This window comes from Aphanothece sacrum FPU1, from assembly GCF_003864295.1.
In the GTDB taxonomy this organism is placed as follows: Bacteria; Cyanobacteriota; Cyanobacteriia; order Cyanobacteriales; family Microcystaceae; genus Aphanothece_B; species Aphanothece_B sacrum.
Map to the genome: position 1 here is coordinate 127,656 of NZ_BDQK01000006.1, position 20,317 is coordinate 147,972.

The following is a 20,317-nucleotide window of genomic DNA, read 5'->3' on the forward strand; positions in this document are numbered from 1 at the left end:
ATCTTATTATGGTTCATTTTTTCAGAGAGCTTTACTTTTAACAGACTTGAGATATTTTCTAAAATTGTGCCATAATAATGTATACTAAAAATAGTTTAATCATTTTCTTTGCGCCGATGACCACTGCGATCGCTTCACAACTAGAATTATTAATAGATTCTCCTAAGACAATTATTCCTTGGGAAACGATAGAATCATCCTGGAAAACGCGCATAGAATCAGCAATTATTGATAATTTTTCTCCTTATTACTTAACTGTTCCTTCAGATATTGATACTTTATCTCAAATAGTTCAATTTGCTAGTCATCATCAATGGTCAATTCTTCCCTGTGGCAACGGCACTAAGCTAAACTGGGGAGGATTAATAAATAACCCTAAATTAGTTATTAGTACACAACAGCTTAATCGTATTATTGATCATGCGGTCGGTGATTTAACCATTACCGTAGAAGCAGGAATAACTTTAGCTCAATTACAAGCTACTCTTAAACAGCATAATCAATTTTTGCCCATTGATCCTAGTTATCCCGATACAGCAACTCTGGGGGGCATTATAGCAACAGCAGATGCAGGAAGTTGGCAACAACGTTACGGAGGAATGCGGGATTTAGTGTTAGGATTGTCTTTTGTGCGATGGGATGGCAAAATAGCAAAATGTGGGGGGAAAGTTGTCAAAAATGTGGCAGGATATGACCTAATGAAGTTGTTTACTGGTTCTTATGGCACATTAGGCATGATTTCTCAGGTTAATTTGAGATTGTATCCCATTCCTGAAGCATCGGGAACTTTGGTGGTAAGTGGAGAGACAAATAGTATAAGTAAAATGGCTCAAAGTCTTCTTAAATCAGGATTACAGCCTACCGCTTCCGATATTTTATCCCAATCGGTAGTCAAAACTTTAAATATTGGGGAAGGTATGGGGTTAATTATCCGTTTTCAAAGTATACCTGAAAGTGTCAAAGAACAAACCATACAAGTTAATAAGATAGCTCAAGAATTAGGGTTAAGCACTTCTTTTTATTCATCAGAGATAGAAGTTAATCTATGGCAAAAATTACAATCTTTAATAACAAGTTCCCAAAGTAATTCTTCTGTAACTTGCAAAATAGGATTAAGACCCAATACCGCAGTTAATTTTCTAGCACAACTAGATGAATTAATCCAGCACCAAGGATGGGGTATGATAAATACAAGTCGAGGAATAGGACGATTAAAATTAGAGATAGAACCCAGTTTAGGAACAGTCAAAAGATTGCGAACTCTGACAGAAGAATATGGAGGCTTTTTAACGATTTTGGATTCTCCTAAATTCTTAAAAAAACAGATAGAACCTTGGGGATATCGAGGGAATGCTTTACCCCTAATGGAGAAAATAAAACAACAATTTGATCCTCAAAATATCTTTAGTCCTTCCCGTTTTTTCTAATTCACTTTAAACCTTTTTAGACTTATGCAACTTTCAGAAAATCTGAGTAAATCGTTCAACTTTCAAGAAGCTTTAGACGAAGAAATAAAAGGATTTGATAGCAAAAATCCTCCTAAACAAGAATTAATTGACGCTTGTGTTCACTGTGGATTTTGTTTATCAACTTGTCCCAGTTATCGAGTGATTGGAAAAGAAATGGACTCTCCCAGGGGTAGGATTTACTTAATGAATGCTATTAGTAAAGGAGAAGCTAGTTTAGATGAAACCACTACCCAACATTTTGATAGTTGTTTAGGGTGTTTAGCTTGTGTTTCTACTTGTCCTTCTGGGGTACAATATGATAATTTAATTGCAGCAACTCGACCTCAAGTTGAACGTAATCAACCCCGAAGTTTAGGGGATAATTTCATTAGAAGTATCATTTTTAATCTGTTTCCCTATCCTGAACGATTACAGATTTTTTTACCCTTACTTTGGTTATATCAAAAATTAGGCATTCAAAAAATAGTTAGAACAACAGGAGTCTTAAAAATAATTTCTCCTCGTTTAGTGGCAATGGAATCTATTTTACCAGAAATTACCTTAAAATCTTTTACTCAAAAATATCCTGATGTTATTCCCGCACAAGGAAAAAAACGCTATCGAGTGGGAATGGTTTTAGGATGTGTTCAACGGTTATTTTTCTCTCCGGTTAATGAAGCAACTGTAAGGGTTTTAACTGCGAATGGATGCGAAGTTGTTATCCCGAAAACTCAAGGATGTTGTGCTGCTTTACCTGCACATCAGGGACAAGAACAACAAGCACAAACCTTAGCTAAACAAATGATAGATAGTTTTGTCGGAACTGATGTTGATTATATCATTATTAATGCGGCAGGATGTGGACATACTTTAAAAGAATATAATCATATTTTAGCGGATGTTCCAGAATATCAAGAGAAGGCTAAAACCTTTGTTTCTCAAGTGAGAGATGTGCAGGAATTTTTAGCTGAAGTGGGGTTAACTTCTCCTTTATCTCCCCTAACAGAAGGAGAATTAAAAATAGTTTATCAAGATGCTTGTCATCTCTTACATGGACAAAAAATCAGTTTACAACCGCGTCAACTATTACAACAAATACCTGGAGTGATATTAAAAGAACCTATTGATGCTGCTTTGTGTTGTGGCAGTGCAGGAGTTTATAATATGTTACAACCAGAAGTAGCAAATGAATTAGGACAACAAAAGGTTAATAATTTAGTTAATACAGGTGCTAATTTAATTGCTTCTCCTAACCCTGGATGTTCTTTACAAATTAAAAAACATTTGAATTTACAAGGTAAAGAAATGAGTTTAATGCACCCGATGGAGTTATTAGATTATGCTATTAGAGGAGTCAAATTATAGATGACTAATTTTCTTGTTTACCTCTAATTAGATAACGAACTTCTTCAAGCAGAATATTAAATCTTTCATCACTTTCTGCTTGTCTTTGTTTGATTGATTGTATTTCTTGTTGATGTTGAGCAGCAATTTGTAATAATGCTTGAGTAGTTATTCTTAAACCGTCCACACTATCTCGTACCTCAGTAATACTTTCTCGCATTTCAGTAATGCTTTCTCGCATTTCAGTCATACCTTCTCGCATTTCAGTAATGCTTTCTCGTACCTCAGTAATACTTTCTCGCATTTCAGTCATACCTTCTCGCATTTCACCCATGCTTTCTCGCATCTCATGAACGCTTGAAGCTAACTCATCGACCATTTCATCTGTCCAACGTTTAATTGTCATTTTCTTGTTAGAGGTTATTTTGATTACTACCTATTATTTTAGCTCAGTTCACTACAACTGGGAGTATTATATAAAGTTTAATAATATTATTTAATTTCTAAATTATGTTATAATAAAGCCTTAGAGATTAGTTAAAAAAACAATTCATAATTCAGTTTAAGTTAATTATGGTTTTTTCTTCACTGATTCGTACCTTACAAAAATCTCCCTTAACCCAAGAACTATTAGGGAAACTTAAACAACAAGGGTACTTAGGATTAAAAGGTGCGCCTCGACTTCCTAAAGGGTTAATTTCTTCAACTTTAGCCCAATCTAATCAGCAAAATTTATTAGTGATTTGTGCTACCCTCGAAGAAGCAGGAAGATGGGCCGCACAATTAGAAATTATGGGTTGGAAAACGGTTAATTTTTATCCTACTTCTGAAGCTTCTCCCTACGAATCTTTTAACCCTGAATCTGAGATGATTTGGGGACAAATGCAAGTACTATCAATTCTAAATAATCAAGTATCAACGAATAATCAGTTAGCTATTGTCACTACAGAAAAAGCCTTACAACCCCATTTACCTCCCCCGAATATTTTTCAAGATTATTGTCTAACTTTGCAAGTGGGAATGACACAATCTTCTAAAAAAATTGATGAAGTATTAGTTAAATTAGGATATGAGAGAGTCTCTTTAGTTGAAACAGAAGGGCAATGGAGTCGCCGAGGTGATATTATTGATATATTTCCTGTTTCTTCAGAATTACCTCTGCGTTTAGAATGGTTTGGGGATGAATTAGAAAAAATCCGAGAATTTGATCCCGCAACTCAACGTTCCCTAGATAAAATAGAGCAATTAATATTAACTCCAACTAGCTTTATTCCCATTATAGCTAATGCAATTAAAGATAAAAATTATTCATTAAATGATTATTTATCTGCCGAAGAACAAGAGAATTTAGAACAGAATAATTATCCGCCAGGAATGGGTAGATTTTTAGGATTAGCTTTTGATACTCCTGCTTGTATTTTAGATTATTTAAGAGATAATACGCTGTTAGTTTTTGATGAAATTGAACAGTGTAACTCTCATAATGATCGCTGGTTAGATTATCTAGATGATAACTGGCAAGAATTAGAACCTAGTGTACCTAAAATTCATCGAAGATTTAACGAATTATTAGAATTAACTGACAAATTTCCCAGATTATATTTATCTGAATTATCAGAAGTAACTGATACAAAAGCAATAGAATTATCAAGTCGTCCCATTCCTACTACTCCTAATCAATTTGCCAGACTCGCAGAAATCTTGAGAGGAAAAAGAGAAATTTATAGTGGAATTAGTTTAAATAAATATGCAACTTGGTTAATTTCTGCCCAACCTTCCCGTACCGTTTCTTTATTAGAAGAACATGATTGTGCTGCTCAATTTATTCCTAATCCCCGTGATTATCCAGCCATCAATAAATTCCAGATTCAAAATACAGCAATTGCTCTAAAATATTCAGGATTAGCTGAATTAGAAGGCTTTATTTTGCCCACTTTTCGGATTGTTGTTGTTACAGATAAAGAATTCTTTGGACAGCACGTTTTAGCCACAGCTGGATATGTGCGTAAACGTCGCCGTGCAGCTTCTAAACAAATTGATATTAATCAACTCCATCCAGGGGATTATGTAGTTCATAAAAGTCATGGAATTGGTAAATTTTTAAAGTTAGAAAGTTTATCTACTCGTGAATATTTAGTTATTCAATATGAAGACGGTTTATTGCGAATTCCGGCGGATTCTCTTGATAGTATTTCTCGCTATCGTCAAACAGGAAATCAACCTCCTGAACTCCATAAAATGTCAGGAAAAGCCTGGCAAAATACAAAACAAAGAGTCCGTAAATCAATTAAAAAATTAGCGGTTGATTTATTAAATCTATATGCGAAACGCTCAAAACAAGTGGGTTATCCCTATGCGTCTGATACTCCTTGGCAACAAGAGTTAGAAGATTCTTTTCCCTATCAACCAACTCCAGATCAATTAAAAGCTATTCAAGAGGTTAAAATAGATTTAGAAAGCGATCGCCCGATGGATAGATTAGTCTGTGGAGATGTGGGATTTGGGAAAACAGAAGTAGCAGTGCGGGCTATTTTTAAAGCAGTTACTACTGGACATAAACAGGTTGTTTTATTAGCCCCAACTACAATTTTAACTCAACAACATTATCATACCCTAAAAGAAAGATTTGCACCCTATCCTATTCAGATTGGTTTATTAAATAGATTTCGTACAATATCGGAGAAAAAAGACATTGTGCAACGGTTAGCAACCGGGGAATTAGACATAGTAGTAGGGACTCATCAATTATTAGGAAAAACTGTAAAATTTAAAGATTTGGGATTATTAGTAATTGACGAAGAACAACGATTTGGAGTAAATCAGAAAGAAAAAATTAAAGCAATAAAAACTCAAGTTGATGTTTTAACATTGAGTGCCACACCTATTCCAAGAACCTTATATATGTCTCTTTCAGGAATACGAGAAATGAGTTTGATTACGACTCCTCCCCCTTCTCGTCGCCCTATTAAAACCCATTTATCTAGTTATAATGTTGATGTGATTAGAACTGCTATCCGTAACGAATTAGATAGAGGTGGACAGATTTTTTATGTAGTTCCTAGAGTCGAAGGAATTGAAGAAGTTGCCGGACAATTAAAAAAAATGGTTCCCAGTGCTAGAATATTAGTAGCTCATGGTCAAATGGATGTCAATGAATTAGAAATAACTATGTTAGAATTTAATAATGGAGAGGCTGATATTTTAGTCTGTACAACCATTATTGAATCAGGATTAGATATTCCTAGAGTTAATACTATTATTGTCGAAGATTCGCAAAAATTTGGATTATCTCAACTGTATCAATTAAGAGGTCGAGTCGGACGTTCAGGTATACAAGCCCATGCTTGGTTATTATATCCCAGTAAGGGAGAATTAACAGAAACTGCCCGACAAAGATTAAGAGCATTACAAGAATTTAGTCAATTAGGTTCGGGGTATCAATTAGCAACTCGTGACATGGAAATTAGAGGAGTTGGGAACTTATTGGGAGCAGAACAATCAGGACAAATGGAAGCCATTGGTTTTGAATTTTATATGGAAATGTTACAAGAGGCAATTAAAGAAATTCAAGGTCAAGAAATTCCAAAAGTAGAAGATACTCAAATCGATTTACAATTAACTGCCTTTATTCCGGCAGATTATATACCAGATTTACAACAAAAAATTGATGCTTACCGAACAATTACTTTAGCTAATTCTAAAGAAGATTTAACACAAATTGCAGCAGATTGGATTGATCGTTATGGGAAAATTCCTTCTTCTGTGCAACAATTATTTGCTATAATAGAGTTAAAACAAATTGCTAAATCTTTAGGATTTTCTCGTATTAAACCAGAAGGAAAAGAACATATAGTATTAGAAACTCCCATGGAAGAACCCGCTTGGAAACTGTTACAAGAAAATTTACCCAATCATTTGCGATCGCGCTTTGTTTATAGTCCAAAAAAAGTAACAGTAAGAGGATTAGGAATTGTAAGACCGAATAAACAATTAGAAAGTTTAATCGAATGGTTAGGGAAGATGAAAGGAGCTTTGCCTGAACAAAAAATAGAATAGAAACTAAATAATCAACGTTTTGTACGACAGTCAGTAAATTAGAATGATAATTTTAAACTCAGAAGTTTCTTAATTTGGCATTTTACTGGTTAATTTTACATCTTAGTTTCGATAGAAACTGAAAAGATAAATCAACAAGAACCCATCATCCAAAATGAAGATGAGTCATCTTAATCATGTCCAACAAAATTCCAAACAAACCCTCCAAATCACCAATAAAATGCTCCCCAGCCTCAATATCCACTAGATTTTCAACCAGTCTTAAAAACTTCCAATTACTACCCGTTGTCACCACTCCATAGATACAAGAAATTTGATTTTGTTGCCGCTCATTAAAAATTTGCGCCGCCACCATCTCCGCAATACATTGGGGAATACCGGATTTAATATTATCATTTTTTGCTTCTACCAAAGTCACCACTGGAGCTGTTACTTCCAATTGTTTAGGAGAATAACTAATAATAAAATCACACCGTCCAGTCAATCCCTTAGACTTGTCAACACTAAAATCGACACCAGAAAAAAAACTAATCTGACGATTAAAATACTTCCTTAGCTCAACCATGATTGGCGATATAATCAACTCAGATCGCGCCTTTTCTGTATCAATATCCAATGCTAACGGTATATTTTCTTCTAAAATTTCCCTCAATAGTGGGCTTGGTGTTACTGACTGAATGTTCTTGAAAATTTGAACCCGTTCTTGCAGAATTAAATTAAACTCAGATTCCAATTGTGACAGGGTAAATTCACTGTAAGACATTGTTATAAACCTAACCGATATATGATTATTCCTATGATACCGCTTTTCTAAACCGGATTTAGTATAATTGGCCGTTAAAAAAGTAGGGGTCAACGGCCGTTGACCCCTACCAAGAATAGAATTATAGGATAATATTACAATTCTCTGGGTTCACAATAAACCTTTCCACCCTCATCAGGTACAACATAACAATTGTTATAGCCCCGAATAAAAGCATCAAGAATTGAGTGATCAGACTTGCGGTAATATTCACCTAAAATTGGTTTAATTGCTTCTGTAGCTGTCTTTAAATGGTAATGAGGCATGGTTAAAAAGATGTGGTGAGCCACATGAGTTCCGATATTATGATGAATATCATTGATAAACCCATAATCATGATCAACCGTAGATAAAGCACCTTTTAAGAAGTACCAATTTTCTCCACGATACCAAGGAATATCAGGATCAGTATGATGTAAAAAGGTTACTAAATCTAACCACATGACAAAGACAATGTATGGGCCAAGATAGTATTTAACTAGCCATAAAAAGCCCCATTGATAGGTGAGAAATCCTAATAAACCTATCATTAATGAGCAACAAATGGTACTGGTGAGGACATCCCATTTTTCAGAAGGACGAAATAAAGGACTATTCGGATCAAAATGAGTTCCTTTTCTACCCGGAGTCCGTTTAAATAAATACAATGGATAGACAAATAAAACCATTTTAAAACGGACAAATTTTTCTAACCATTCCATCTCATTATATTTAGATTCTGTGATGGGATACCAACTTTCATCAGTATCAATATTACCTGTATTTTTATGATGAGTGCGGTGACTAATACGCCAACCATGAAACGGCACTAAAATAGGCGTATGAGATAAATGACCAATCAAATTATTTAGCCATTTATAACGAGAAAATGAACCGTGTCCACAGTCATGACCTACTACAAATAAAGCCCAAAACATGGTTCCTTGCATTGCCCAAAAGATGGGCCAGAAAAACCAAGAATCTAAACTATGAGCGATCACATAGAGGACACAAACAATAAAAACGTCCCAAACAAAATAAGAAAGAGACTTAACCACAGAAGATTCAAAACAATGGGGGGGAATTGCTTCTTTGATATCTTGTAAACTAAAGGGAAGGTCAACGACTTTGGGTTGCGGCCTATACGCAGTCATGGGTTGCTGCATTCAGTTCTGGTTCTCCTATTTAAAGCTTGTTTGAGGAAAAAGAGTTAATTTTTCTTGATCTAAGTTTATTATTCTACATTAAAGAGTGACCCTTTTTACCCTAAACCTAAAATTTAATTTTGTTAAAGGTTAAACTGAGATCAATTATAGCCTAGTGAGAAACGTAACCCGTTGAACCTAGGGCAGAATTAAGAAGTTAAAACAATATGTTTAAAATCAAGATTCTCTTTCTACTTAAATGCCGACCACAATTTATCAGTTTTTCTATTTTACTGGGACTGGTATTGTCAGTAAACCTCTCTAAATTTGCTCATTAATCACCGCAATACAATCAATTTCAACTAACACATCTTTAGGAAGACGAGACACTTCTACACAAGCGCGAGCGGGGGCCCTTTCTGAATTAAAATATTGAGCATAAACTTGATTCATCTCTCCAAAATTTGTTAAATCACTGAGAAACACTGTCGTTTTTACTACATAATTATAACTGGTTCCAGCAGCTTTTAAAATAGCTTCAAGATTTCTCATTACTTGTTGGGTTTGTTGGGTAATATCTCCATTTCCCACAATTTCCCCCGTAGTTGCATCTAAAGGAATTTGTCCTGCTACAAATAATAATTTCCCTGTAGCTGCGATCGCTTGATTATACGGGCCAACGGGTGCGGGGGCATTTTCTGTACGAATTACTTGATAATTACTCATGGATTAATACTACAACAAAAAAACGTTTTTCACTTACTTTATTGTACATGAATTTAAACGATTGGCTATAGTACGATACTATCCAGTAAATCCCCAAAACTGCATTCCGGTTCTACCGGACAAGTTATGCTAAATTATTACCAATAAGAGACATTAACTCGTTCATAGTTAAGCTATACAAACAAAGGTTGCCTACACAATCTATAATGGCTGTCCGCGCTCATCGGACTTCGTTTTTATAGGATAAGGCTTTAGCCTTTTATTAATTGTTAGTTTAGCATAGTAAGTTTCGTAGAACCAGTCTTTCCTAATCTGAAACCTTATAGAAGGGCTGCTCAAAAATTAGGGAGACTTCAAAGAAATCTTAGTCGTAAGATCAAAGGGTCGAAAAATCGCAACAAAGCCAGAATTAAAGCAGATAATTCTATTAACGTTTTTATGGATAAGACCTAAAATCATTTCAACAATCTAAAATTTGTCGGGTTAACTGTTCACTCTGTAAAGTGTCACTTACTGATCCTCTCTATCGCAAATATCCGTTAACTTAGATAGTAAGTAGGTGGTGATAATTAAAATAACAATAGAAAAGTTCCTAGTGATGGCTTTAGCCATTATTATACAAAACTTTCAATCCCTAAAGGGAAGCTACTACAAACATTCGTTTATTTATGACCTCCTACTTAATAGATTTTACAAAAGGAGTAACTCTAAGGTAATAAAATTATGAGTAAACAAGCTAAAAAACACTTAAATTGTTTAGTAAACAGTGCAATTTTTTCTTTTTCCCTTGCTCTTTTGTTGAACCCTTTGGGAGCGATCGCCCAAAAGACCCCCAATGATATTATTATTGATACCTCTGGTCAAGGTTCTACCCCTCCCCCACCTCCTGTTAATACCAGTTATGATCATCCTCGTTTTACCTGTCAGATGGAAAGAGGAAAATATACTGTTATGTATCATCCTGAAAGTCAAGGAAGTCAACCTTATCCTTGGGCAATTCCCAGTGATTTAGGAGATGGTTGGACAGCACAACGTCGTTGTAATGAAATTAGTCGTCGCTTAGAAATGTATCGACCGGATGGTTTATTAGAATTAAAAACAGGACGACAAAATAATTATAATACAATTTGTGTCACTACTCAACAAGATGCTGCTTGTCGCATTGTTTTAACGGTTCCTCCTGGTAAAAATGCCGAAATTACTCGTAATCAGATTTTCCAAACTTTAGTAGCTGCAGAGGAAGGACAATATGGTCAAGGTGTTAATGCTTTTTCTGGAGGAAATTCTGGTAATTCTTTAGGAAATCAATTAGGTCAACTTTTGAATGGAAAAATTCCCCAAATGGGTAGACAAACTCCAACTAATACCGCTAGTAATGCAATTAATTTAAGACCTTTTCTTGATCCCTCTGATGGTGGAACTGGATCAAAATTACGCAAGAACCCCTCAAATTCACCTTCAAATTCTCGTACACTTAACCCGGATAAGTATCGCTAATTTAAGTCATTGTTCATCAATTTTTATCCTCTCCTTAAACTAATTAGGGGAGGTTTTTTTATGAATTATGAATTATGAATTATCAATTATCAATTTGTTACTATCCATTACTAACAACTAAGTTATCTCGATGAATAACAGTCTCTACCCCTTCATAGCCTAATAATTGAGCAATTTCATCAGAACGATGTCCCTTTATTTTATCAATTTCCTCCCTATTATAATTAACAATTCCTCTAGCAATTTCTTTACCATTTCCATCACATAATTGTACGGCTTCTGTCGCCTCAAATTGTCCTTCAATTTTGGTAATTCCGGCAGCTAATAAGGATTTTCCTCCTTGACAAATTGCCCGAACTGCCCCACTATCTAAGTATAATTTTCCTGTTGGTAATAACCCATAAGCTATCCAACGTTTACGAGCATTATCACTCTTAGGTTGGGGTTCAAACTGAGTGCCAATATTCTCTCCTTGTAATATTTTAAACAAGTTGTGAGGATATTTTCCATGAGTAATGACTGTTCTAACCCCAGCACTGGTAGCAATTCGCGCTGCAGCTAATTTGGTCATCATTCCACCTGTTCCCCACTGAGAACCTTTATCCCCCGCTTGAACTTGTAATTGGGCAAATTCAGCCTTATTCACTAAAATAATAGGTTTAGCATCTGGTACGAAACGAGGATCAGCCGAATATAGCCTATCTACATCCGTTAAAATAAATAACCAGTCCGCTTTAATTAAACTAGCAACTAAGGCGGAAAGAGTGTCATTATCCCCAAATTTTAATTCTTCAATTGCTACTGTATCATTCTCATTGACAATAGGAATTACTCCTAATTCCAACAGAGCATCAAAAGTATTATAAACATTCACATAACAAGTCCTTTCTATCAATTCTCGACGGGTTAATAAGACTTGGGCAATAGGTTGTCCTAAAGTGCTAAAAAGGTCGTCATAAACCCTAATTAAACGCCCTTGTCCCACAGCCGCGATCGCTTGTTTTAGAGCTATTTTTTTGGGACGTTCTTTTAAATTAAGTCGTCCACATCCTACCCCAACTGCACCAGAAGAAACTAAGACTACTCGATGACCACATTGTCGTAATTGAGTTAAGGTTTCTACTAAAGCAGCGATAGTTGATAAAGCTAATTGTCCCGTTTCTGCTTGGGTCAAACTAGATGTACCAATTTTAATGACAATGGTTTGTTGAGAATTCATCAATTATTATTATGAAATAGGAAACAATAATCTATCAATTTAGTGTGCCGCTTTTAAACCAGCCCCAATTAATCCAACTTGAGGATTTAAGATAATATGAAAGGGAATATTAGCTAATAAAGAACCTAAACGTCCCTTATCTCGAAAACTTTTAAGAAAGTCTCCTTGTAGCATCAAAGGTAAAATTTTAGCGGCAATTCCTCCGGCTATATATAATCCTCCATAGGGTAATAATTTTAAGGATAGATTACCAGCTTCTGCCCCATAAGCTTCTATAAATATTTTCATAGTTTGCTCACACAAAATATCTTTATCTTTGAGGGCTGCTTGAGAAACTTCTGCTGCTAAATCAATATTTTCTTCTTGCCAAACTTTATAAATTTGTTTCATAATATCTGTTTCTTGATCAGGGTAGCGATCGCGTAAAAACTGATAAATTGAAACAATTCCTGGCCCTGATACTACTCGTTCTACTGATACTCTAGATATTTGTGAATTTTTTTGAATATAAGTCATTAATTCAAATTCTAAGGAAGTACGAGGGGCAAAATCTGCGTGAGATCCTTCTGAGGCAAATATCCCATAACTCCCATTAGGAAAAGGTAATAAAAATCCTTCTCCTAATCCTGTTCCGGCCCCTAAAACAGCAATAGGAGATTGGGGGTTAGGTTGAACGTCTTGTAGAGTATATAAATCATCTTCTCTTAATCCTAAAATTCCATAACCAATGGCAGAAAAATCATTAATTAAAGTTACCTTTTCTAAGAAAAGTTCTTGCTCTAAGCGAGTGCCTGTTAATAACCAATGGAGATTAGTTAGTTCTGAAGCATTATTCACCACTGGCCCCGCAATGCCAAAACAAGCATTTTTGACGGTCAATGTTTTGTTTAATATGTGACTTGCTTCCTCAAAAAAATGACGTATAATTGGCACTAAGTCACAGAACTCTTGACTAGGATAAACTTGTTCATAAAGGGTTGTTTGTTGGGGTAAATGATTCTCATTAACTGAAGCTTGTGAGTTGACTAAACGAAGAATTGTTTTCGTTCCACCGATATCCCCAGCGAGTAGCATTGTCATGATTCGTTTAACTCCTGATTAAATTTGGTTCGGGTTGGGTTTTATTGAGTAAAATAATCTATGTCAATTTTCTTGATATCATAAGATTCCAACAAAGAAACGTCTACATTATGATCAATTAATAATTACCCTAGTTTTTGCCCATCAATTAAGTTACTTTATTTTACTGATTTAATCAACTATTCTTTTTCATCAAATTATTGGCTTAACATAAATTTACCTGTTATCCATTTTTCCTGATTTTGGCTAAATTTGCTCAATTATAAGATTTTGGCAATTTTAAGAAAAATATGTTAAGATGTTATAATACCATTATTGTGTCTAAAAATAATTTAATCTAATATTTTGCTATTGCTATAAATTTATTTTAATTAATATTTAGATAAGAGGTTTAAAGCCATTAATACAATACTTGAAGCAACGGTTCATGGATCATTACGTTCATTTTTAAGAGAAAAAAAACAACCTTTATGGGATCACCATTTAACCATGGCCCGCTTAGTTTCACGGGGGTTACGTTTAGGCCGTTCTGCTATCATTCAAACTGGTAGCACTGTCTCTCGTTATGGATTAAGTTATTTAATGCCAGCTTTATTAAGTGATCGCTCTGTTTTATTAGTAGCTCCTCTTAAGGTACAACAACGATTATTCCAAGACCAAATTCCTTGTCTTCAGCAATGGTTACAAACTGATAAAGTAATTAAAAAAGCAGAAAATACAATTAATTTTAGTAATTTTACAGGGCTTTTAATGGTATCTCCTCAAGTTTGGTTAAGCCATTATCTAACTAAACGAGTTGATTTTCCTGATCATATTCCCACTCTCATTGATGATGCGGATAACCTAGAAAAGTGGACAAGAGACTATCTTACTCTAACCCTTACCCCTGAGCATTGGCAACAATTACAAACCGCTTATTCTGCTTATGGTAATTTAATTCAAGAGGTTCGTTTTCATCTCAAAAATAACATTTTTAGTCATCCAAATAATCCTTATGAATGTTACCTCATCGAAGGAGAAGCTTATGATAGTTTACAACACTTAGGGGAAGTGTTAACGGGGGAATCTCCCTTGCAACAATTTTACCAACAAAGTCAACAACCAAATCAATTAGTTTGGGCATCTATTGATCGTCAACAGCAAGAATTTTATCTCCATATTAGTCCTTTAGATGTTGCTTCAATTTTACAACCTATCTGGCAAGCTTCCCCAGTCGTTTTAATGGGGGGTTTTTTAGATGGAGATAAAACCGCTAATACTTATCGCGAAACCATTGGTTTAACAGATGATATTCTTTGTTTAAAATTCTCTCATAATAGACAAAATGAATTAATTAAATTATATATTAGGGATCGTTTTCCTCTACCTAATACTCCTGAATTTCAAGGAGTTTTAATTGAAGAAATTATCCTTTTAATTAAAGTTTGTATTCAACGCTCAAATCCAATTATTATTATTGTTAATGATACTCCGTTAAAATCACAAGTAGGAACCACTTTAGCGGCTGAATTTGGTTCAAGAGTACAGGTAGAAAAAACAACTATTAGTGACAATAGTATTTTAATTAGTGGGTGGGATTTTTGGGATTCTTATCAGGAAGTATTACCTATTCCTCAATTATTAGTGATGGCAACTTTACCTATTCCTTCTTTAGAAAATCCCTTAGTAGCTGCCCGTGTTACTTATTGTAAGCGACAGCATAAAGATTGGTTTCGTTCTTATCTGCTTCCGACAGCATTAAAGGCTATACAAAGGGCCGTAATGCCTTTACGAGAATCTCAAGGAATTGTCGCTTTATTAGATAATAGAGTTAATTATAGAAGTTATGGTCATCAAATTTTGACGGCTTTAGAACCTTATGCTAAAATTAATTATATTGATGCTAGTTGGTTTGAATAACAATAAGGCTGCATTACTATGATTTATTTGATTAAATGAAGATTATGATCATTCCATAATATTATTAGCAAATAATATAAATTCGTTATGTTAATTGTAAGCTAAGACGCATTTAAACTGGGTATTCTCTAATTAGTTAAAAAAGCTGATAACCCTTACTATTCCAGGTTCTCTGTTCCCTTGTCTCCACAAACTAATTTAGATGCTTAACAGCTTATTATCTCTCTTAAAAAAATACTTAAATCAAGGTTGTTTGCTTGGTTATAATAGTAAAGATTTCTATGATTTAACAAGAGATTATCTAAAAAAAATTAATGATATCAAAAAGAAGAACTTAACTCCTAAAATTTTATTACTAGAACAAAATGATTATAAATTTTTAGCTGCATTTTTGGCTGGAATTATCGCTGAATGCCCTATTTTTTTAGGTTATAATCAATGGGGACAAATAGAATTAGAACAAGTAATTGATTTAGTTCAACCTAATCTAATTATTGGATTAAATATAACAGAACAATTAACCCCTAATTTTACTCTGATTAATTCTGAATTATTAAACTTAAAAAATAAGATAATGATTCCCACTGGAGGAACATCAGGAAAAATTCGTTTTACTATTCATACTTGGGAAACTTTATCCGCTTCTGTTAAAGGATTTACTGATTTTTTTGAGGTTAATACTGTTAATTCTTTTTGTACTTTACCCCTCTATCATGTTAGTGGATTAATGCAGTTTATGCGCTCTTTTTTAACAGGAGGTAAAATTATTATTTACCCCTATACAAGACTTAAACAAAATGATAAAATAGAGTTAGATTTAAGTGATTTTTTTATTTCTCTTGTGCCAACACAATTACAATTTCTATTAGATAATAAGCCTAAATTATTAACTCAATTTAAAACTATTTTATTAGGAGGCGCACCTGCTTGGCCATGTCTTTTGGACACCGCTAGAAACTATAAATTAAACGTAGCTCCTACTTATGGAATGACAGAAACTGCTTCTCAAATTGTTACCCTAAAACCAGAAAATTTTCTCTCAGGTAATCAAAGTACAGGTCAGGTTTTGCCTCATGCTAATATTTTAATTGATTCAAAAACAGGCTTGATTAGCATTCAAGCAAAGTCTTTATTTTTAGGTTACTATCCTCATCAAGAAAACCCTAATCAATTTATGACTGATGATTTAGGATATTTTGATCATGAAAACTATTTATATATTGTGGGTAGAAATAATCAAAAAATCATAACTGGTGGGGAAAATGTCTTTCCAAAAGAGATAGAATCTGCTATACTTGAGACAGGATTAGTCAAAGATATTAGTGTTATTGGAATTTTTGATCCTCAATGGGGACAAGCAGTCACTGCTCTTTATCTACCCAATAACTCCTCAGTTCAAGTAGAAGCAATTAAAGCCTCTATTAATTATAAATTAAGTAAATTTAAACAACCTAAATATTGGATTCCTTTAACTCAATTACCGCGAAACCAACAGGGTAAATTAAATTATCAGAAATTAAGAGAAATCGCTCTTACCTATCTAAATTGTAATAAATAAAGAAATAATAAAGCAGGGAGATAATTGCTCTCGTCCCTGCTATAATTATAGAAATTTGGAATATTTACTACCCCAACGTGCCTATTGTCACTTAGTATAGTGCTTCTTCTTTATGTGTTTCAATAACACAATCTCCGGTAGGATAAGCCACACAAGTAAGAATATATCCAGCTTGAATTTGATCATCATCTAAGAAAGATTGATCAGATTGATCAGGAGCAGGACCACTTACCAGCTTACCAGCACAGGTAGAGCAAGCACCAGCGCGACAGGAGTAGGGTAAATCTAAGCCTTGCTCTTCAGCAACGTCTAGAATGTACTCGTCATCAGGTACTGTAATTACATTGTCTCCATCGGGAGTCTTTAGAGTAACTTTATAAGATGCCATGGATAGTTCCTCTTCTCAAGTGAAACAGCAGTTTTCCCTTACAATGAAGGTAGATTAAGCTCTATGACTTCATTAGTAAGTTTCATCTTTAGATACTACGGGAAAACCATCCATAGTTGAGTAGGGATTAGTAATGAAATTCTCAAACAAACTTAAAATAAGTTTTACTTATCTATGGTGGACTCTTATGGGGTAAATAATTGAGTTTAATCTATTCTTTTAATAGCCTTATGTCAATATATGGTTTAGTTTGTTGACATTTTGACCCGTTTAAGAATCAATTATTGACTTATGAGTATTAGTTATGTTTATAGCTTTGATTGACGATCTTTCTTATTTCATTCCAGCAGGAACTGGAGATCTATTTTCCCTGCTGGAGTGAGAGGAAAATCCTAGTGAGTCATCAATTAGAGAACTTCACTTTCTTGGTGAGTCATAATAGTACAATCTCCTGTAGGATAAGCAACGCAAGTCATCACCCATCCGGCAGCTAATTGATCGTCATCTAAGAACGCCTGATCGTCTTGATTGGGAGCAGCACCACTTACCAGTTTACCGGCACAGGTTGAACAAGAACCAGCGCGGCAAGAAGAGGGTAAATCTAGTCCGGCTTCTTCTCCTGCGTCTAAGATGGTCTGATCATCTGCTACCTCAAGTATAGCGTTGATTCCTTCTTCTTCGTTGATCAAAGTAACTTTGTAAGTTGCCATAAGTGATTCCTGGTTCAAGTGAAACGGCTGTTGTTACCTATGATGGTTTTCATCATAAGTTCCCTTTTTTGATACTATAGGAAAATCATGCTATTTTTTAACGAAAGGAGTAAAGAAATTCTTAAATAAATTAATCCATCTTAATTAATTCATCAAGATAATAAGTTTAGATTTTTTTTTATTTTCTGTTTAGTTTCATATATAATCTTTTTAAGATTAATCAATAAAGTTAAAGTTCTAATAATTGTGATACTTTCTCATTCTCATCCTCTCAAAATTGGTATTGTTGGTACGGGATATGCTGCTCAAAGACGGGCTGAAACTTTCCAACAAGATCAGCGATCGCAACTTTGTTTAGTTAGTGGACATACACCCGAAACGGTGAAGACTTTTTGTCAAACTTATGATATCTCATCAAGGGATTCTTGGCCAACCTTAGTTAAGGACAAAGATATTGATTTAGTGGCTATTTGTAGCATTAATCAAGATCATGGTATAATTGCTCAAGCTGCTCTAGAAGCGGGAAAACACATCATTTTAGAGTATCCTTTATCTTTAGATGTAGCCCAAGCTAAGTATTTATTAAGTTTAGCTAATCAAAAAGATAAATTACTCCATGTTGAACATATCGAAATTTTAGGGGCATTGCATCAAACAATTCGTCATTATTTACCTGAGTTGGGAACAATTTTTTATGGTCGTTATGTGACCATTGCACCACAAAATCCTGTCCCGCGTCGTTGGACTTATCATCATCAAATGTTCGGGTTTCCTTTTAAAGCTGCCTTACCTCGTTTTCATCGTTTTACTGATTTATTTGGGGAGGTAAAATCTATTACTTGTCATTCCCGTTATTGGGATACTCTAGAAGATGGATATTATAAGGCTTCTTTATGTGATGCTAAATTACAGTTTAATCAAGGGTTAAGTGTGGATATAATATATGGCAAAGGTGAAGTTTTTCATCAAAGCGATCGCACCTTGGAATTATGGGGAGATCAGGGTAAATTAATATTTGAAGGAGATCAGGGAAAATTAATTACAAAAGAGGGAACAAAAAGTATTGAATTAGGGAGTCGTCGGGGTTTATTTGCTCAAGATACTATTATGGTTTTAGAGCATTTATTTGAGGGTAAACCCCTTTATATTAGTCCTAAATCTAGTCTTTATGCTTTGCAAGTTGCTGATGCTGCTGAACAGTCTTCTCGTTTAGGAAAAACTGTATTTTTAAATGAATACGATTAAGTCGTTAGATTTAAACTGCGACATCTTTTAAGGAAGCTAAATAGGCCGTTTTTGAGTCCCAAGTAATGCTAGAAACCCGCATTTCTGCCATAATTAAATGACCCCCAGGACGAAAAATTGTTACCTGTGTACCTTCGTCTGCGATGGGTAATCCTAAAAAATAATTGATTAATTCAGATTTAGGACGGGCAAATAATTTCGCTGCGGCAGTATTAACAAACTTAACTTTTCCTTCATCATTAATAAGCACTAATCCTTCTGTTACCCCTTCTAGAATTCGTTGAAAATCTTTTTTAGTAAGTCCTAGATTATCGGGATTTTTCAGTTGTTCAATAACTTGATCTTTTGCTTCTAACATTTGTTTAATTTTGTTATTTTCTTGACTCTGTTGAGCAATAAATTCCTCTGTTATGGTTAGCTTATCTGTCTTTTTCCCTTTTTCCTCTATAGTTAGTTCTCCTTGAGACGATACTTTCTCAAAAGATGAGTTATTATCAAGCACAAAAATATTAGAGACAAGAGCATCTAATAACTTGTCAAGCTGCAACTTCATTGGGATTAGGAAATGATTGGTATGCTTTTACAATATCATCAGTTTAACTGCTTTTCTGTACAAGATGTCACATTATTGATTAACTGAATAAATGAATTAATGATATATTTATAAGGCTACAATGCTCATTCTGTAGTCGTTATAGGAGATAAAAGTAGGTAATTATTTTTTAGATAACTTCTTTGACTAATATTAAAAACTTCCGATTTTTGTTATATTATAGGCAGTTGAGATAAATGCAGTTTTGGACAATTTTGGGATAATCAATATCCACTTTACTAAGTGGAAATAGGGATCACAGTTAAAGTAACAGTTTCTATCATAAACAAATGTTTGTAGTAAGCTATTTAGGGCTTGAAAGCATTGTAGAATTTTATGTTCAAGCCCTAACTCGACTTAGCCCACCTTTGCGGGCGTTGCTGATTGATGGTATGATTTTTATCTCGCGCAAAGAATCAACGCAAAAAATTGCTGTTTCATACTCCGATTCAGCAACGCCCGTTTTCGTAAGCCTCTACGCATTTAAACTGTATATTGGCAAAGCGCGGAAACAAACCGTCATTTCAGTTAACAGTTAACAGTTATCAGTTATCAGTTACTACCGCAAACAAGTCGGTAGCTTGAAACAACGAATATTTTTATTTCTATCCTCTTGCTCATAGGAGGCT

The 20,317-nt window shown here is 34.3% G+C and carries 16 protein-coding genes; 7 read left to right on the plus strand and 9 right to left on the minus strand.

Annotated features, from left to right (window positions below):
- The first annotated feature begins 77 nt into the window (after window positions 1–77).
- Window positions 78–1,427, plus strand: a complete 1,350-nt coding sequence (locus AsFPU1_RS08260) for an FAD-binding oxidoreductase (RefSeq protein ID WP_368665970.1) — start codon at window positions 78–80, stop codon at window positions 1,425–1,427.
- Window positions 1,428–1,451: 24 nt separating this feature from the next.
- The gene (locus AsFPU1_RS08265; protein WP_124975075.1) at window positions 1,452–2,813 is read left to right on the plus strand and encodes a (Fe-S)-binding protein; all 1,362 of its coding nucleotides are present in this window, start codon (window positions 1,452–1,454) and stop codon (window positions 2,811–2,813) included.
- A 4-nt stretch (window positions 2,814–2,817) separates the two neighbouring features.
- On the opposite strand, the gene AsFPU1_RS08270 is transcribed toward AsFPU1_RS08265, so the two are convergent.
- On the minus strand, window positions 2,818–3,198 hold the full coding sequence (locus AsFPU1_RS08270) for a methyl-accepting chemotaxis protein (protein WP_124975077.1): 381 nt from the start codon (window positions 3,196–3,198) through the stop codon (window positions 2,818–2,820).
- 167 nt (window positions 3,199–3,365) lie between these two features.
- Between AsFPU1_RS08270 and mfd the strand changes: the two genes are divergently transcribed.
- Window positions 3,366–6,848, plus strand: a complete 3,483-nt coding sequence (mfd, locus tag AsFPU1_RS08275) for a transcription-repair coupling factor (protein ID WP_124975079.1) — start codon at window positions 3,366–3,368, stop codon at window positions 6,846–6,848.
- Window positions 6,849–6,993: 145 nt separating this feature from the next.
- On the opposite strand, the gene AsFPU1_RS08280 is transcribed toward mfd, so the two are convergent.
- The 3 genes from AsFPU1_RS08280 to AsFPU1_RS08290 all read right to left on the minus strand — a co-directional run bounded on the left by AsFPU1_RS08280 (window position 6,994) and on the right by AsFPU1_RS08290 (window position 9,500).
- Window positions 6,994–7,611 carry a hypothetical protein gene (locus AsFPU1_RS08280; protein ID WP_124975081.1) on the minus strand — a complete coding sequence of 206 codons (618 nt, stop codon included), beginning with the start codon at window positions 7,609–7,611 and terminating at the stop codon, window positions 6,994–6,996.
- Window positions 7,612–7,745: 134 nt separating this feature from the next.
- Window positions 7,746–8,795 carry a DUF3474 domain-containing protein gene (locus tag AsFPU1_RS08285; RefSeq protein WP_124975083.1) on the minus strand — a complete coding sequence of 350 codons (1,050 nt, stop codon included), beginning with the start codon at window positions 8,793–8,795 and terminating at the stop codon, window positions 7,746–7,748.
- A gap of 300 nt (window positions 8,796–9,095) precedes the next feature.
- Window positions 9,096–9,500 (minus strand): RidA family protein, encoded by a 405-nt coding sequence (locus AsFPU1_RS08290; protein ID WP_124975085.1) that lies wholly within the window; start codon window positions 9,498–9,500, stop codon window positions 9,096–9,098.
- A gap of 723 nt (window positions 9,501–10,223) precedes the next feature.
- On the opposite strand from AsFPU1_RS08290, the gene AsFPU1_RS08295 reads away from it, so the two are divergent.
- On the plus strand, window positions 10,224–10,997 hold the full coding sequence (locus AsFPU1_RS08295; protein ID WP_124975087.1) for a COP23 domain-containing protein: 774 nt from the start codon (window positions 10,224–10,226) through the stop codon (window positions 10,995–10,997).
- A gap of 100 nt (window positions 10,998–11,097) precedes the next feature.
- On the opposite strand, the gene proB is transcribed toward AsFPU1_RS08295, so the two are convergent.
- On the minus strand, window positions 11,098–12,216 hold the full coding sequence (gene proB, locus AsFPU1_RS08300) for a glutamate 5-kinase (RefSeq protein WP_124975089.1): 1,119 nt from the start codon (window positions 12,214–12,216) through the stop codon (window positions 11,098–11,100).
- 39 nt (window positions 12,217–12,255) lie between these two features.
- The gene (locus AsFPU1_RS08305) at window positions 12,256–13,296 is read right to left on the minus strand and encodes a glucokinase (protein ID WP_124975091.1); all 1,041 of its coding nucleotides are present in this window, start codon (window positions 13,294–13,296) and stop codon (window positions 12,256–12,258) included.
- Window positions 13,297–13,785: 489 nt separating this feature from the next.
- Here AsFPU1_RS08305 and AsFPU1_RS08310 point away from each other — a divergent pair, with 489 nt between their 5' ends.
- Together AsFPU1_RS08310 and AsFPU1_RS08315 are read left to right on the plus strand one after the other, a co-directional pair.
- The gene (locus tag AsFPU1_RS08310; protein ID WP_227873524.1) at window positions 13,786–15,195 is read left to right on the plus strand and encodes a helicase C-terminal domain-containing protein; all 1,410 of its coding nucleotides are present in this window, start codon (window positions 13,786–13,788) and stop codon (window positions 15,193–15,195) included.
- Window positions 15,196–15,397: 202 nt separating this feature from the next.
- Entirely contained in the window at window positions 15,398–16,753 is a 1,356-nt protein-coding gene (locus tag AsFPU1_RS08315) for a 2-succinylbenzoate--CoA ligase (protein WP_124975095.1), read from the plus strand.
- Window positions 16,754–16,844: 91 nt separating this feature from the next.
- Here AsFPU1_RS08315 and AsFPU1_RS08320 read toward each other — a convergent pair whose 3' ends face one another.
- Both AsFPU1_RS08320 and AsFPU1_RS08325 read right to left on the minus strand, forming a co-directional pair.
- Window positions 16,845–17,141 carry a ferredoxin gene (locus AsFPU1_RS08320; RefSeq protein ID WP_124975097.1) on the minus strand — a complete coding sequence of 99 codons (297 nt, stop codon included), beginning with the start codon at window positions 17,139–17,141 and terminating at the stop codon, window positions 16,845–16,847.
- Between the two features lie 407 nt (window positions 17,142–17,548).
- Window positions 17,549–17,851: a 2Fe-2S iron-sulfur cluster-binding protein gene (locus AsFPU1_RS08325; protein WP_124975099.1), complete on the minus strand. Its 303-nt coding sequence runs from the start codon at window positions 17,849–17,851 to the stop codon at window positions 17,549–17,551.
- Between the two features lie 246 nt (window positions 17,852–18,097).
- Here AsFPU1_RS08325 and AsFPU1_RS08330 point away from each other — a divergent pair, with 246 nt between their 5' ends.
- Entirely contained in the window at window positions 18,098–19,096 is a 999-nt protein-coding gene (locus tag AsFPU1_RS08330) for a Gfo/Idh/MocA family protein (protein WP_227873525.1), read from the plus strand.
- Between the two features lie 10 nt (window positions 19,097–19,106).
- Here the strand turns inward: AsFPU1_RS08330 and AsFPU1_RS08335 are convergent, their stop codons facing one another.
- Window positions 19,107–19,649 (minus strand): PAS domain-containing protein, encoded by a 543-nt coding sequence (locus AsFPU1_RS08335; RefSeq protein WP_227875712.1) that lies wholly within the window; start codon window positions 19,647–19,649, stop codon window positions 19,107–19,109.
- Window positions 19,650–20,317: the final 668 nt, after the last annotated feature.

What these genes read in the sequence shown, in the direction of transcription:
- AsFPU1_RS08260 (WP_368665970.1), top strand. Translation starts at nt 78, where the DNA reads ATGTATACTAAAAATAGTTTAATCATTTTCTTTGCGCCGATGACCACT.
- AsFPU1_RS08265 (WP_124975075.1), top strand. Translation starts at nt 1,452, where the DNA reads ATGCAACTTTCAGAAAATCTGAGTAAATCGTTCAACTTTCAAGAAGCT.
- AsFPU1_RS08270 (WP_124975077.1), bottom strand. Translation starts at nt 3,198, where the DNA reads ATGACAATTAAACGTTGGACAGATGAAATGGTCGATGAGTTAGCTTCA.
- mfd (WP_124975079.1), top strand. Translation starts at nt 3,366, where the DNA reads ATGGTTTTTTCTTCACTGATTCGTACCTTACAAAAATCTCCCTTAACC.
- AsFPU1_RS08280 (WP_124975081.1), bottom strand. Translation starts at nt 7,611, where the DNA reads ATGTCTTACAGTGAATTTACCCTGTCACAATTGGAATCTGAGTTTAAT.
- AsFPU1_RS08285 (WP_124975083.1), bottom strand. Translation starts at nt 8,795, where the DNA reads ATGCAGCAACCCATGACTGCGTATAGGCCGCAACCCAAAGTCGTTGAC.
- AsFPU1_RS08290 (WP_124975085.1), bottom strand. Translation starts at nt 9,500, where the DNA reads ATGAGTAATTATCAAGTAATTCGTACAGAAAATGCCCCCGCACCCGTT.
- AsFPU1_RS08295 (WP_124975087.1), top strand. Translation starts at nt 10,224, where the DNA reads ATGAGTAAACAAGCTAAAAAACACTTAAATTGTTTAGTAAACAGTGCA.
- proB (WP_124975089.1), bottom strand. Translation starts at nt 12,216, where the DNA reads ATGAATTCTCAACAAACCATTGTCATTAAAATTGGTACATCTAGTTTG.
- AsFPU1_RS08305 (WP_124975091.1), bottom strand. Translation starts at nt 13,296, where the DNA reads ATGACAATGCTACTCGCTGGGGATATCGGTGGAACGAAAACAATTCTT.
- AsFPU1_RS08310 (WP_227873524.1), top strand. Translation starts at nt 13,786, where the DNA reads ATGGCCCGCTTAGTTTCACGGGGGTTACGTTTAGGCCGTTCTGCTATC.
- AsFPU1_RS08315 (WP_124975095.1), top strand. Translation starts at nt 15,398, where the DNA reads ATGCTTAACAGCTTATTATCTCTCTTAAAAAAATACTTAAATCAAGGT.
- AsFPU1_RS08320 (WP_124975097.1), bottom strand. Translation starts at nt 17,141, where the DNA reads ATGGCATCTTATAAAGTTACTCTAAAGACTCCCGATGGAGACAATGTA.
- AsFPU1_RS08325 (WP_124975099.1), bottom strand. Translation starts at nt 17,851, where the DNA reads ATGGCAACTTACAAAGTTACTTTGATCAACGAAGAAGAAGGAATCAAC.
- AsFPU1_RS08335 (WP_227875712.1), bottom strand. Translation starts at nt 19,649, where the DNA reads ATGAAGTTGCAGCTTGACAAGTTATTAGATGCTCTTGTCTCTAATATT.